At 63.1% G+C, this 14,388-nt stretch carries 11 protein-coding genes; 4 read left to right on the top strand and 7 right to left on the bottom strand.

Features of this window, described 5'->3' with window-relative positions; genetic code table 11:
• Positions 1-162 precede the first annotated feature (162 nt).
• From HW556_RS10955 to HW556_RS10945, 3 genes are all read left to right on the top strand, one after another.
• Entirely contained in the window at positions 163-2,205 is a 2,043-nt protein-coding gene (locus HW556_RS10955; RefSeq protein WP_176900064.1) for an ATP-binding protein, read from the top strand.
• A gap of 383 nt (positions 2,206-2,588) precedes the next feature.
• Positions 2,589-5,894: a PAS domain-containing sensor histidine kinase gene (locus tag HW556_RS10950; RefSeq protein ID WP_176900063.1), complete on the top strand. Its 3,306-nt coding sequence runs from the start codon at positions 2,589-2,591 to the stop codon at positions 5,892-5,894.
• A 17-nt stretch (positions 5,895-5,911) separates the two neighbouring features.
• Positions 5,912-6,325, top strand: a complete 414-nt coding sequence (locus HW556_RS10945) for a response regulator (RefSeq protein WP_176900062.1) — start codon at positions 5,912-5,914, stop codon at positions 6,323-6,325.
• A gap of 117 nt (positions 6,326-6,442) precedes the next feature.
• On the opposite strand, the gene HW556_RS10940 is transcribed toward HW556_RS10945, so the two are convergent.
• The 6 genes from HW556_RS10940 to sdaAB form a co-directional block, all read right to left on the bottom strand.
• The gene (locus tag HW556_RS10940; RefSeq protein ID WP_176900061.1) at positions 6,443-6,883 is read right to left on the bottom strand and encodes an EamA family transporter; all 441 of its coding nucleotides are present in this window, start codon (positions 6,881-6,883) and stop codon (positions 6,443-6,445) included.
• A gap of 1 nt (position 6,884) precedes the next feature.
• Positions 6,885-7,364, bottom strand: a complete 480-nt coding sequence (locus tag HW556_RS10935) for a DUF4259 domain-containing protein (protein ID WP_176900060.1) — start codon at positions 7,362-7,364, stop codon at positions 6,885-6,887.
• 72 nt (positions 7,365-7,436) lie between these two features.
• Positions 7,437-8,426 (bottom strand): NAD(P)H-dependent glycerol-3-phosphate dehydrogenase, encoded by a 990-nt coding sequence (locus tag HW556_RS10930; RefSeq protein ID WP_246289617.1) that lies wholly within the window; start codon positions 8,424-8,426, stop codon positions 7,437-7,439.
• A gap of 140 nt (positions 8,427-8,566) precedes the next feature.
• On the bottom strand, positions 8,567-9,961 hold the full coding sequence (locus HW556_RS10925; RefSeq protein WP_176900059.1) for an efflux RND transporter periplasmic adaptor subunit: 1,395 nt from the start codon (positions 9,959-9,961) through the stop codon (positions 8,567-8,569).
• A gap of 130 nt (positions 9,962-10,091) precedes the next feature.
• Positions 10,092-11,618: a TolC family protein gene (locus tag HW556_RS10920; RefSeq protein ID WP_176900058.1), complete on the bottom strand. Its 1,527-nt coding sequence runs from the start codon at positions 11,616-11,618 to the stop codon at positions 10,092-10,094.
• Positions 11,619-11,782: 164 nt separating this feature from the next.
• Positions 11,783-12,463, bottom strand: coding sequence for an L-serine ammonia-lyase, iron-sulfur-dependent subunit beta (gene sdaAB / locus HW556_RS10915; protein WP_176900057.1), 681 nt, complete (start codon positions 12,461-12,463; stop codon positions 11,783-11,785).
• Positions 12,464-12,557: 94 nt separating this feature from the next.
• Between sdaAB and HW556_RS10910 the strand changes: the two genes are divergently transcribed.
• Positions 12,558-13,544 (top strand): tryptophan 2,3-dioxygenase family protein, encoded by a 987-nt coding sequence (locus tag HW556_RS10910; RefSeq protein WP_176900056.1) that lies wholly within the window; start codon positions 12,558-12,560, stop codon positions 13,542-13,544.
• Positions 13,545-13,716: 172 nt separating this feature from the next.
• On the opposite strand, the gene HW556_RS10905 is transcribed toward HW556_RS10910, so the two are convergent.
• Positions 13,717-14,283 carry a DUF2911 domain-containing protein gene (locus tag HW556_RS10905; protein ID WP_176900055.1) on the bottom strand — a complete coding sequence of 189 codons (567 nt, stop codon included), beginning with the start codon at positions 14,281-14,283 and terminating at the stop codon, positions 13,717-13,719.
• Positions 14,284-14,388 lie beyond the last annotated feature (105 nt).

Raw genomic sequence — 14,388 nt, 5'->3', positions numbered from 1 at the left:
GTGGGGGTGGGGGGGGGCTTTCGTGGCGTGGAGTTGGGTATGCCCGACTCGTTGGTTGGTTTTTTTTTACGGTCTGGGTCAAGCGGGGGGGGGGGCGACGGGGGGGAGGGACACGCCCCCCCCCGCCCCTACAGCGCCCTCCCCGACAAGCTACACCTGCCCATGTCTGCCGACCTTCCGCTTTCCCCCCTGGATTCCAGCCCCGACTACGACGCGCTGCGGCCAGCTTCCTCGGCGGCGGGCAATGCGCTGCGCCAGCTGCGGGCCCGGGCTGAGCGGCGCCGGCTGGTTACGCAGAGCCCGCCAGCCGAAACGACGGCCGAGATGCAGCGGCTGGTGCAGGAGCTGCAGGTGCATCAGATTGAGCTGGAAATGCAGTACGAGGAGCTGCTCATTGCCCAAACCGAGGCCGAAGCCAGCCGTGCCCAGTACCTCGACCTGTACGAATTTGCGCCCGTTGGCTACTGCACACTCGATGCGGCCGGCACACTGCGCCAGCTAAACCTGCGCACCGCCCAGCTGTTGGGCCTGGTGCGCCAGCAGCTGCAGGGCCGCCGGCTGGCCTTGTTCGTCGAGCCCCGGCAGCGCGGCCAGTTCGTCGATTTCCTCGACCGGGTACTGGCCACCGACGCTACCGGTACGGCCCGCAACAGTATCCTGCTGACGCTCCAGCGCCCCGATGGTCAGCCGCTGGAGCTGCGCCTCGAGGCCAGCCTGGCCCATGGCCCCCACGAGCAGCCGCTGGTACGCCTGGCCCTGCTTGACGTGACCGAGCAGCAGCGCACCACCCGGGCGCTGGCCGAAAGCGAGCAGCGCCTGCGCCAGGCGCTCGACGCGGCCGCCATGGGCGTGGTAAGCTGGGATTTTGCCACCAATACATGGCAGGCCGATACCCGCGCCCAGGCCATTTGGGGTCTGCCTTATGCTACCGCCGCCCAGCCCATCAACACCATAATTGCCCGGCTCCATCCAGCCGACCGCCCCCGGTTCCGGCAACTGGCCGAAACGGCGGCCGGCACCGACGGCCTCGAAGTAGAGCTGCGCGTAGGGGATGCCCAGCAGCCCGACCACTACGTGAGCCTGACGGGCCATGTGCAGCCCCCCACCCCGGCCAATCCGGGCGGGCGCCTGCTGGGGTTGGTGCGCGACCGGACACCGCGCCGCCGCGCCGAGCAGGAGCTTAGCTATAAAACCCAGCTGCTCGACCACCTGCTCAGCCACTTTCCGGTGCAGCTAGGCCGGTTGGGGCCCGACGGCCGCTACCGCGAGCTGGTGGGTGCGGGCCTGCGCCGCCTGCAGCTGGCCGATAACGAGCTGGTGGGACGGTCGGTATTCGAAACCTTTCCTTCTATTGCCCAACAAACCCGGAAGCTATTGGCCGGCGAGTCGGTTAATTTTGTGGCCTCAGCCGAGCTGAACGGCGAAACAGTATCGTTTCAGAGCTACGGCTTTTTCGATACGGAGCGCAACGAGGCCATTGTTTTTGCCCTCGACGTAACCCAGCGTGAGCAGTTGCTGGCCGAAACCACCCGCCTGCAGCTGCGCCAGCAGCAGCTGGTACTTTCGGCCATTCTTACCACCCAGGAAGAGGAACGTCGCCGCATTGCCGAGGCCCTGCACAACGGCGTGGGCCAGCTGCTCTACGCCACCCGCCTGCACCTCACCCAGCTGCCCGATTCGAAAGCCCTGCGCGCCGGCCAGCAGCTGCTGCAGGAAGCCATCCGGGCCACCCGTACCATCTCGTTCGAGCTAACCCCGCGCATTCTGGAAGACTTCGGCCTACCCACCGCCCTGCGCGAGCTGGCCGACCGCGTGCCCGTAAGCCAGCTGCACCTTACCCTCTTGCTGGAGGGCCTCGACGACCTGGCCCAGCCCCTGCCCCCGCCGGTACAGATGGCGGCCTACCGCATTGCGCAGGAGCTGCTAAGCAACGTGATGAAGCACGCTCAGGCCCGCGAGGTAACGCTGCTGGTGGCCCGCCAGCCCGGCCAGCTGCACATCTGCATCCGCGACGACGGCGTGGGCTTCGTGCCCGGCCCAGTGCCCACCAGCGGCGGCATCGGACTGGCCGGTATCCGCAACCGCGTCGAGCTGCTGGGCGGAACGCTGGAGATTACCTCGGCCCCGCGCCAAGGCACGGCCATCAATATTGAGCTGCCCCTGGCTTCAGAGCCGGAGCCCAACCCAAAGTCAGCCACCAGTTAGGCCCGCCGCATTATGCGCCCGAATTCGCTGATTTTAACCCACGCAATCCACGTTACGCAGAACGGGTAGGGTACGGGGCTTAGCCCCGCACCCTACCCCATGCTGGCAACCGACGCCGCGACCTGGCCTACGCAGCTTATCACGGGGAGAAACTTTTGCAGGCAAAGGTGCGGTTTGCCCCCTTTCTGCGGCTGATACCGTACTACGCTCGTGCTTCAGGCTCACCACTCTACCCATGGCCCTGGGGAGCCGCTAAGCCCTTACTTACTGGGCCGCAAGTGACAGCGCAAGTCCTTTAGTTTACTTTTGCGCCACGGCTAAGTGCCGTACCGCGCCGATTGGCCGCCGCGCTCAGTCGTTGTATTTTCTCGTTGCCCTCCTTTATGTCTGCTCCCGCGTCCTCTTTCTCCGACCTGAACCCGGCCGGGTTGGTAGAGATTTTACTGACGACCTCCCTGAACGGCACCATGCTGCTGCGCCCGCTCTATGCGGCCGATGGGCAGGAACTGGTCGATTTCGCTTGGGAGCGCCTCAACCCGGCCGCCCAGCAACTACTCAATCTGCCGGAGCGTCCCACAGACTCGTTCCTGACTTTGTTTCCGACGGCGCTGGAAATGGGCGTTTTCAGCTTTTACCGCGACGCCTTCCAGTCGGGCCGGCTGGTTCAACACGAAAACCTTTACCAGCACGATGGCCTAGACGGTTACTACGTGCTGCAGGCCCAGCGCTGCGAAGGGATACTGGTCGTCAGCTTCGCCGATGGCAACGACCAGTCGCGGAGCCGCGTGGAAGAGGCGCTGCGGACAAGTCAGGCCCGCGAGCGGGCCGCCCGGGCGATGGCCGAACGCCAGCAGGGCGAGCTGGAACGGGTATTTAAGCAGGCCCCGGTGGCCATTGCCGTTTACCGCGGGCCGCACTACATTATCGAGCTGGCTAACCCCACTGTGTGCCGGCTCTGGGGTCGCACCCAAGAAGAGATTATTGGTAAGGGCCTGTTTGAGGCCCTGCCCGAGGTGGCCGGTATGGGTTTCGAGGAGCTGCTCGATGGCGTGATGGCGACCGGCGAGCCGCACGTAGCCCGCGCCATGCCCGCCGTGCACGAGCGAAACGGCCGCCGCGACACCGTGTACTGGGATTTCGTGTACGTGGCTATGCACGAGGACGATGGCCGCATTTACGGGGCCATGGTAGTGGCCACCGAAGTTACCGAGCAGGTGCGGGCCCGCCAGCAGGTGCAGCAACTCAATGAGGCGCTCGAAGTGCGCGTACGCGAGCGCACGGCCGAAGCCCACGCCGCCCTGCGCGAAACCCAGGAGCAGCAAGATGTGCTGCGCCAGATTCTGCACCAGGTGCCCGCCTCGGTGGCCACCCTAATGGGGCCGGAGCACCGCTTTGCCTTTTTCAACGACCAGTACTACGCCCTCTCCGGCAACCGAGCGACCCTGGGCCAGTCGGTGGCCGACGTGCTGCCCGAATTAGCGGAACAGGGTTTCCTGCCCCTGCTCGACCGCGTGTACGCCACCGGTGAACCCTTTAAAGGCCAGGAAATCTCCATTCTGCTGGAGCAGCCGGCCGGCCCCGCTACTCAGCGCTACATCGACCTCTCGTACCAGCCGCTCACCGACCGCCAGGGCCAGGTGCAGGGTATTCTGGTCTTTATTGTTGATGTAACCGAACAGGTCCGGACCCGCCGCCAGGCCGACACGTTGCAGGCCGCCGCGCTGGCCGCCGTGCAGCGCCGGGCCCAGCAGCGCCAGGAACTCTACCAGATATTTGCCCAGACGCCGGTGGCCATTGTGCTGCTGCGCGAGCCCGACCACCGCATCGACTACTTCAACCCGGCCTTTGAGGAACTGTTCCCGCCCGATGGATGGACGGGAAACGATATGCAGGGTCACCTGCTGGCCGAAGTATATCCGCGCATCAAAATGGCGGGCTTGGTTGAGCTGCTCGACCGCGTGTTTGAAACCGGGGAGCCGCAGGTCGTGCTCGACATGCCCCTGGCCAACCTCCAACCCGGCAGCCCGCGCTACGTTACGTTTACCTACCAGGCTTACCTCGAGGGGGGCCGCATTGTGGGCGTATCGGCCTTCGCCTACGACGTGACGGAGCAGGTAGTCGGCCGCCGCGACGCCGAAATTCTGCAGGCCGCCCTGCTAGCCAGGGCCCAGCGCAGCGCCGAGGAGCGCCAGGAGTTGCTTTCCCTTTTTGAGCGCGCCCCGGTGGCCGTGGCCCTGCTGCGCGAGCCCGGCCACCGCATCGAGTACTACAACGCTGCCTTTGCCGAGCTGTATCCAGCCCAGCACATCCTCGGGCAACCCGTGGTGGAGGTGTACCCCGGCATGGCTTCGCCCGACGTTATCGGCCGCCTCGACCGGGTGTACGCCACCGGCGAAACCTATCAGGGCTTGGAGCAGCCGCTGCGCACGGCCGCACCGGGCGGTCCTACCCGCTACATCACGTTCACGTACCAGGCCTACCGCGAGCACGACCGTATTGCCGGAGTGGCCGTCTTCATCCACGAAGTAACCGAGCAGGTGCTGGCCCGGCAGGCCCGCGAGGCCCGCGAAACCGATCTGCAGCAGATGTTTGAGCAGACCCCTGTGGCTATCTGCGTGTTTCAGGGGCCCGATTACTGCTTGGAACTGGTGAATCCGCTGATGGGCGATATGCTCGGCCACTCCCCCGCGCAGCTCCTGAATCGCCCGTTTTTTGAGGCCCTGCCGGAGCTGGCTAACCAAGGCCTGCGCGAACTACTCGATGAAGTGCGCCGTAGCGGCACCGCATTTGTAGCGCAGGAACAGCCGGTGAAATTAGCCCGGCACGGAGCTGAATTTGGCTATTTCAACTTCGTGTACCAGCCCTTGAAAAGCGTTACGGCTTTACCGCGGGTGGTGTGTGTGGCCATCGAAGTAACGGAGCAGGTGCTGGCCCGCCAGCAGGTGCAGCAGCTCAACCAGGAAATGCAACTCACCAATGCCGAACTGCACGATACTAACGCCCGCCTGATTCGGACCAACACCGACTTGGATACCTTCGTGTACACGGCCTCGCACGACCTCAAGGCCCCAATTTCCAACATCGAAGGCCTGCTGCTGGCCTTGCGCCAGCAACTGCCCCCCGAGGCCCTGCAGGCCCCGCTGGTGCCGCGCCTATTCGGGATGATGGAGGATTCGGTGATACGATTCCAGCAGACTATCGGCCACCTGACCGACATTTCGCAGCTGCAACAGGCCGAAGCCCCCGAAACCATTGACCTGGCCGACCTTATTGCGGGCGTGCACCTCGACCTGGCCCCGCTTATCGAAGCGGCCCCTGTGGCCCTCAGCATAGCGGTGGAAGACTGCCAGGCCGTGCGCGTGGCACCCAAAACCCTGCGCTCGGTAGTGTATAACCTGCTGAGCAACGCCGTGAAATACCGCGCGCCCGACCGAGCGGCCCAGGTGCAGCTGCGGGCCCAATGCACCCCCACCCAACTGGTGCTGGCCGTGCAAGACAACGGCCTGGGCCTGAACCCCGCTCAGCAGGCCGAGCTGTTCGGCATGTTCCGCCGCCTACACGTGCACGTCGAGGGTTCGGGCGTGGGCCTGTTTATGGTGAAGCGCCTGGTGGAAAACGCCGGCGGCACTATTACGGTCGACAGCCAGCCCGGCGTCGGCTCCACCTTTACCGTATCCTTACCCGCCTGATCCGGCTACCTACTTCTATGGAAAAACTTGCCAGTGTACTGCTGGTCGACGATGATTCGACCAATAATTTCTTGAACGAGCTGCTCTTCAAGCAGCTCGAAGTCACCGACCGCCTGCTCACGGCAGAGGACGGTGCCCAGGCCCTGGAGTTGGTTGCCGGCATGTCCGACCTACACGAGCCCGCCCTGATTTTGCTCGACGTGAAGATGCCCGGGATGGGGGGAATTGCCTTTCTGGAGGCCTTCCGGCAGCTCCCGCTGGCTCAAAGCCGGGCCACAGTCATCATCATGCTCACCACTACCATGGATGCGCGCGACCTGAGCCGCCTGGAGGAGCTCAACATTGCCGGGCTGGTGAGCAAGCCGCTCACTAAGGAGAAGCTCGACCAGATTCTGCAGCTGCACTTTCAGCGGAACCTACCCGCCAGCTAGCCACTCGGAGGCTATCCGTTACCAATCGTACTGACTCCCCAGCGCAAAAAACTGCCGCGCCCCGCTGCTGCCAATGGGCACAGCCACCAGCTACCTGGGCCCCACCGAACCACTCGGCTAAGCGCCCCGGGCCAGCAGCACTACGCCGCCCACAATAGCCAGCAGCCCCAGCGCCTGGGGCCACGCCAGCGTTTCGCGGGCCACCAGCACGCCCAACAGGGCCGTCAGCAGCACCGAGCCGCCCACGATGATGGGCGTGCCCACTGAGGCCGGTACGCCCCGCTCGAACACAACGAAAGTCAGGATTTCAGCCAGTCCCACGCCCAGTCCCGCCAGCGCGGCCAGCCCCAGGCCCCGGCTCGTAACGGGCAGCGGGGTGCCTTTCAGATGCAGGCTCAGCAGCCAGACGCCCCCCAGCGCGGCGGCTACCAGCTGCAGCACCACGGCCCCGGCGGCGGCCGCAATGTGGCCCGCCGCCAGCTTAATAAAGAAGTTGTAGCCGGCCAGGCACAGCGCCGCCAGCAGCGCCAGTCCCAGCCAGCCGGCCGCGCCCGCCACGCTAGGCGCCCGGCTTATCGAGGCGCTTGAGCAGCTGCCGCTGCAAACCCTCCCAGTTCTCAAACTCGTCGCTGTCCTCCCACAGTTCCCGCAGTTCCGAATCGGGTCCGATAATAGTCCGGACGGCCTGCTGGGCGGGCTTACGCAGGGGCTCCACATGGCTTAGGTTGAGGCCCGGGATGACGCCCAGCAGGTCGTTGGGGAAGTTGCGGGCAGGTTTTCCCAGAATAGCCGCCACGATTTCGGCTGCTGCCAGCCCCTCGTTGGCCACATCGGCGTCGAGGTACTCGCCATCGGCCTCCTGCACGGCGGCCAGGGCCTGCTCTAGTACGCCGGCCGAAGGTTCAGCCTTGAAATCTTCGGCAAAGTCGGCGGCCGTATCGTTGTCGAAGTTATAGTAGCCCCAGGCTCCCATGGTGTGGTGGTATTGGTGGTTTAGTCGTAGCGGAATACCGCGCAAAAAAGGAAATAATCGGCACATATAGTGTGGCCCCAGTAGCCCGCAGTACGAGGCGCGCGGCGCTGGAGTACACGCCGCACCATAGGGGGCCTGCTACTTAAGCTTTTCCTTCAGCAAATCAATCTCAGTGGCCGGCGAAATCTTCTCGTAGAGAATGTTGTAGGCCGCCGTGGTAATGGGCATGGACACCTGCAGCTTGCGGTTGATTTCATGGATGCTCTTGACGGCATAGTAGCCCTCGGCAATCATGTTCATTTCCATCTGGGCCGATTTCACCGAGTAGCCCCGGCCTACCATGCTGCCGAAGGTACGGTTGCGCGAGAACTGCGAGTAGGCCGTCACCAGCAAGTCGCCCAGGTAGGCCGAGCCCGACAGGTCGCGGGGTTCGGGGTTGAGGGCGTGAGCGAAGCGGCGCATTTCCTGCACGGCGTTGCTCACCAGCACGGCCTGAAAGTTGTCGCCGTAGCCCAAGCCGTGGGCGATACCACCGGTGAGGGCAATGATGTTTTTCATGACGGCGCAGTACTCGATGCCGTCGAGGTCGGCGGCGGGGTTGGCCTTCACATAGCGGTTGCGCAGCAGGCGGCAGAAGTCCTCGGCCAGCTCGGCATCGGGCGAGCCAATGGTGAGGTAGCTCTGCTTTTCGAGGGCCACTTCCTCTGCGTGGCAGGGGCCGGCCACTACGCCCAGCCGGGTGTGGGGCAGCCGGAAGCGCTCGGCCACGTAGTCGGTCACGAGCACGTTTTTGCCCGGAATCATGCCTTTAATAGCCGAAATGATGCGCTTGCCTTTCAGCGCGTCGCGGTCGAGCTTGTCAAGGGCGCTCTGCACAAAGGCGGCGGGCACGGCCAGCACCAGCCAGTCGGCGGCCGCTACGGCCTCCTTCAGGTCGGTGGTGGGCAGCACGCGGTCTAGGTCGAGGGCCACCGACGAGAGGTAGCGCGGGTTGTGGCGGGTGCGTAGCAGGTGCTGCACGTCGTCTTTGCCGCGCATCCACCAATGCACGCAGCTGCCGTTTTCCGACAGAATTTTGGTGAGGGCGGTGGCCCAGGAGCCGCCGCCAAGCATGGCTATTTTTTCCAAGGTTGAGTAAATGCTAGGTAAAAGGTGCCGGAGGGAGCTGACGAGGCGGTAAGTTGGCAAATAAAAACCTGTCATCCCGAGAATGCCGCTTGCTGCGCGACAGGCTCAGAATGACAGGCCTTTAGCTTTCAGCCGAAATCTTACTCCGCCGATGCCTCCTCCTTCAGGGCTTCCTTGTTGAGGGTTTTAGCGTCCTTAACAACAACCATATCGCCCTCTTTCAGGGTTTTAGACACGGCCCGAAACGGCCCGCTCACTACCTGGTCGCCGGCCTGAATGCCGCTCAGGATTTCAATATTCTGGAAGTCGCTGATGCCGGTTTTTACGGGCGTCATCACGGCTTTGCCGTTGCGAATCAGGAACACCACTTCCTGGGGAGCAGCCTGCAGGCCGGTGAGCACTGCGGCGGTTTTTGCACCCGCTTTGGCGGCACCGTCTTTGGCAGCGGGAGCCCCGGCCGTCTGGGTACTATCGGTACGGGTGGTTACGGCGGCCAGCGGTACGCTCAGCACGTTGCTTTTGCGGTTGGTGATGATGTCGACCGAGGCCGTCATGCCGGGCCGAAACGGCACTACCCGGCGGCCGGGCTTGGCATCGATCAGGTTCTGGTAAGAGGCGGGCAGCAACCGGATTTTCACCTCAAACTCGGTTACGGCCTCGGCCGTCAGCGCGTCTTTGGCCGTGTTGGCAATGCTGGTTACCACGCCCCTGAACCGCTGGTCCTGGCTGGCGTAGCTGTCCACTTCCACATCGGCCGAGTCGCCGAGGGTTACGTTGATGATGTCGTTCTCATTCACGCTCACCCGCACTTCCATTTCGCGCAGGTTGGCAATGCGCATGATTTCGGTACCGGCCATCTGACTGGTGCCCACTACCCGCTCACCCTTCTTGATACTGAGCTTGCTGACGGTGCCGCTTACGGGCGAGTAGATGGTGGTTTTGTCGAGGTTGCGGCGGGCGTCTTCCAGGCCGGCCTGGGCGCTGCGCACCGTGCTCTGGGCCGCCCGAATACCAGCCCGCGACGACTGAATTTCCTCCTGCGAGGCATCGTAGGCAGCTTTGCTGGCTTCGTAATCAGCCTGCGAAATCACCTTCTGCTTGTAAAGCGAGGCGTTGCGGCGGTAGGTCAGCTCGGTTTGGCGGGCGCTGGCAATCAGCTGCTGCAGCCGTGCCTGGGTTTGGGCCACGTTGGCCTGCTGGGTACTTACTACGGCACTCTGCTGGCTTACCACGGCCTGGTAGTTGTCGGGCCGGATGCGCAGCAGCAACTGCCCTTTCTTCACCGAGTCGCCCTCGGCCACGTACAGCTCCGTGATTTCGCCCGATACATCGGGCGAAATGTTCACTTCCGTTTCGGGCTGCACCTTGCCCGAGGCACTCACCTTCTCCACAATGGTCGTGGGCGCGGCTGAGGCGGCCAGCACCTCGGTACCCGCCGGCTGGCCAATCCAGCCCTGCTTTTTAGCCACGAAGAAACCGACAAGCGCCACCACCAGCAAGGCCAGCAGGATATACAGGGTACGGTTATTTTTCATTTTGAGGTATTAGGGAGTAGGTGCTTGGAATGTGGGTTGAGCGCCGGGCAGGCCGGGCGCAGCGGCAGGAAAGCGTGGGGTAACAGCCAGCAGCGCATCATGGCAGCGGCTAGCCCCTACAACGGGCCGCCTATAGTGCAATTGGCCGGCCCTGGTAGAAATCGAGGACTTTGCGGCGGAATACAAAGCTGTACTTGGCCTGAATCATGCTCGACTCGGCGGCCGTGAGGTTGTTTTTGGCAATGTTGAACTCGGTGCCGTTGAGCAGGCCATTGTTGAAGCGGATTTCGGCGTTGCGGTAGGCCAGCGTGAGGGCTTCTACCTGCCGGCTGGAAGCCAGAAACTGGCGCTGGGCAGCCAGCGCATCGGCGAAAGCCTGCTCAATGGTCTGGCGCAGCACCAGCCGGGCCTGCTCGGCGCGCACCTCGGCCAGCTGCTGGTTTATTTTGGCCCGCTGCACGCTGGTGCGGGTCTGCAGGCCGTTAAGAATCGGAATCTGCAGGTTAAACTGCAGCGACTTACCCAAGTTGTTATCGAGCTGGGTGAAGTACGATACGTTTTCGGAGCTGCGCCGAAATACTGGCTGGAAGGGGGTTACGGCAACGAACGGGGCCACCGTAGTCGACGGCCGGCCGGTGTTGGGGTCGAGCTGAAAGATGGGAAAAAACGCCTGGGCCGAATCGACGCTGGTGGTGGGCAGCGTGTAGAGCGAGGAGTAGCCGGTAAAGATGCTGGCGCCAAAGGTCAGGCGCGGGTAGTAAGCCCCACGGGCCAGGTCGAGGCTGCGCATGCTGCTTTGCACGCGCAGGTCGGCGGCCTTTATTTCGGGCTGGCGGGTTTGGGCGGTGCCAAACACCTCGGCCGGAGCCACATCGGCTAGTGCGCCCTCGGTGGGGTCGGCCAGCTCGGGCGTTTCAATGGTGAGCGCCTGGCTGGCGGCCTCATCCAGATTGAGCAGCTGGGCCAGCTGAATTTTGGCAATGGCCAGCTGGTTCTGGGCCGTGATGACGTTAAGCTGGTCGGTGGAAAGCTGGGCGCGGCTGTCGAGCACGTTGCTTTCGGCCACCGCACCGGCTTTCAGCAGCTTCTGGCTCTGCTCCACCTGCAGCTGGGTACTGGCCGCACGCACCTCATTGGTGCGCACCAGTTCCTGGGCCAGCAGCATCTGCAGATAGGCCGAAGCTACGTTGAGCGACAAGTCGTTGCGGGCCTGCTCCACGTCGCTGAGGGCGGCCTGGTAATCGAGCGTGTTGCGGCGGACGGCGTTGCGCAGCTGGAAGCCCGAGAAGAGCGTTATCTGCGATACGGCCGAGAAGTTATTGTTGCGCGTGGTCTGGCTCTGGAAAACGTTAGTCAGCGGGTTGATGGTTGTACCGTAGTTCCAGGCCTGGCTGCCGTTGAGGTTGGCCGAGGGCAGCATTGCGGCGCGGCTCTGCAGCAGGGCCACATCAATGTTCTGGGCCTGCAGCTGGCTCTGGCGCACGTTCAGGTTATGGGTCAGGGCATACTCCACGGCGGCCGGCAGGCTCCAGGGGCCTGTGGGTGCGGTAGCTGCCAGCGCACCGGCGGGCGGCTGCGCGGGGGGCGTGGTTTGGGCCAGGGCCGCCAGCGGGGCCATAGCGGCGGCACTCAGCAGCAGGCAGTAAAAGCGCTTCATATGGATAAAAGTAGCTAAAAGACGAAAGCGAAAAACCCCGCCCGGCCCCCGTGGCCGCAGCCCGAAGCCGTTGGACCAAAGGTATTGATTACCCGCTATATTGCTTCAACCAATCAACCAACACCCCATTTTGAGCCGTTAGTAGTCAGCTAATAACTCCTAATTTAATCCAGCGCCGGGATGTCGATCAGGCGGTGTACCCAGCGCAGCTGGCGCAGGTAGTCGAGCGTGATAGGGCGCAGGTCGGAGTCGATTTCGATGAACTGGCGGGCCGTTTCGTGCCTGCCCCGCCGCGAAACCGACATGGTGGCAATGTTGCAGTCGTCGCGCGAGATGACCGAGGCAATGAAGGCAATGGAGCCCACCTCGTCGTCGGCATCAATAATGAGCGTGTGCAACGAGCCCGAGAAGTCGGCCGGAAAGCCATCGACCTCCACAATGCGGATAACGCCCCCGCCCCGGCTCTGGCCCACTACCTCCACCGCGCCGCCGGTGCGCTCGTCGCGCAGCTGCAGCCTTATGGTGTTGGGGTGCATGGTGGAGGCATTGCCCACGCCCTGGAACGTGTAGCTGAGACCGGCCTCTTTGGCGTGGTCGAAGGCCTCGCGGATGCGCACATCGTCGGTGTTCATGCCCAGCAGCCCGGCCACAATGGCGCGGTCGGAGCCGTGGCCCTCGTAGGTGCGGGCAAACGAGTTGTAGAACGTGATGACGGCGTGCGTGGGGCTGCTGCCCAGTATGCGGATGGCGGCCCGCGCAATGCGCACCACGCCGGCCGTATGCGAGGAGCTGGGCCCGATCATCACCGGCCCAATCATATCAAAAATGCTCGATTTCTCTGCCATGGGGTAAAGGTAGGATTTTGGGGGAAGTGAGGGGGAAGAAGCAATGACACCCCTTCCTCCTGCCTGCCCCGAATTCCTACCTTTGCTCCTGCCTATGGAAAAACCCGCCCCCACTCCCACCGACTTCTCGCCCGCCGTGCTGGAGCAGCTGCAGCGCCTTAAGCAGCGCTTCGATGCTGACGACCAGGATCTGGCCGCCTACCTCGAAGGGTACTACCACACCCGCTACCTCGGCTACTGGGACTACATTCAGCTCGAAACCCTGCTGAGTTTGCAGCGCCCACGCACCGAAATTCCCGATGAGCGGATTTTCATCATGTACCACCAGATTACGGAGCTGTATTTCAAGCTCTGCCTCTGCGAATACGAGCAGCTCGGCGACCTGCAGGCGCCCACCGTGAAGGAAGTGGTGCTGCGCGTGGGCCGCGTCAACCGCTACTTCGAGAACCTGATCGACTCGTTCGACGTGATGGTGGACGGCATGGACAAGCAGCAGTTTCTGGAGTTCCGGCTGGCCCTTATGCCGGCCTCAGGCTTCCAGAGCGTACAGTACCGCATGATTGAGTTGGCCAGCACCGCCCTGAGCAACCTCGTGCCCGAGGAGCGCCGCCGCCTGCTGGGCGAGGCCGCCGCCCACGACGAGCTGCTGGGCTGCATCTACTGGAAATCGGGCGCGACAGTAGTCGAAACCGGGGCAAAGGCGCTTACGCTCACCGAATTTGAGAAGAAATACACGGCTCAGCTCAACGACTTTGCCCGCCAGTATGCCCAGCGCAACCTCTGGGCCGTAGTGCAGCGCCTGCCCACCGGCCCCGAGGGCCAGCAGCATCCGCGCCTGCTACACCAGCTGCGCCAGCTCGATGTGAACGTGAACGTGAACTGGCCCCTGATGCACTACAAATCGGCCGTACGCTACCTGGAGCGTAACCCCGACGCCATTGCGGCTACCGGCGGCACCAACTGGCAGCAGTACCTGCCTCCCAAGTTCCAGCGCCGCATCTTCTACCCCCAGCTCTGGACCCAAACCGAACTAGCCGACTGGGGCAAGGGCTGGGTGGAAAGCGTACTGGGCGGCGAGTAGTGATTGATGCAGAAGTAGGTTTTAGGGTAGAAAAGAACGTCATGCCGAGCTTGTCGAAGTATCTCTACCGCTTCGCTACAGTCGTTCAACGAAGCGGTAGAGATGCTTCGGCAAGCTCAGCATGACGTTGTTTTAAATTCCTAAACATCGTTAGTTTTAGCTTCTCTAGCTGTTACTCCACTTTGAACGTGGCGCGAGTATTTTCCCAGCCCAGACTCACCTCACCAGTTTTATCGGCCGTGATGGTGAACTGTTCGAGGCGGCTGTTCAGGACCGAAACCGGGGCGGGTACGCGTAGCGTGTCGCGACTGGCGTTGTACTCGTAGGCCCCCCACTGGTTGGGCTGGTTGTTGAAAACGATAGTCCATTCCTTTTCCTGCGGAATGGTGAACAGGGCATACTTACCAGCCGGCAATGGGCGGCCCTGCACCCGCACGGGCTTATCGACAGTGAAAGTGGTAGCCTCGTTGGCGCCCGTGCGCCATACCTGGCCGTAGGGCACCAGCCCACCCATTACTTTGCGCTCGTGGGCCGAGGGACGGCTGTAGCGAATACTGAACGTGGCCCCGCTAGCCACAGTGGCCGATACGGTGGCGGCGGGACTGGGTCGGGCCGCTTTATCGGCCGCGGCCGTCGAGTCGGGTTCCGAGCAGGAAGTAAGACCAAGAGCGAGTCCCAGCAGCGGGAGCAGCAAAGGAGCCAGAAAAATTCGCCCGGGAGGCGTACAGATGGCGGGCATAGGAGGTAGCAGAATAAAGCGCGGGGTGCCGGCATCACTGGCCGGCGGGTTTGCTTGCAGCAATAAGTATACCCTAAGTTTAATGATATGTTGCTTGGGCACAAG

The sequence above is a fragment of the Hymenobacter terrestris genome (assembly GCF_013377905.1).
GTDB lineage: Bacteria > Bacteroidota > Bacteroidia > Cytophagales > Hymenobacteraceae > Hymenobacter > Hymenobacter terrestris.
This window is presented reverse-complemented; position numbering and strand designations above follow the sequence as displayed.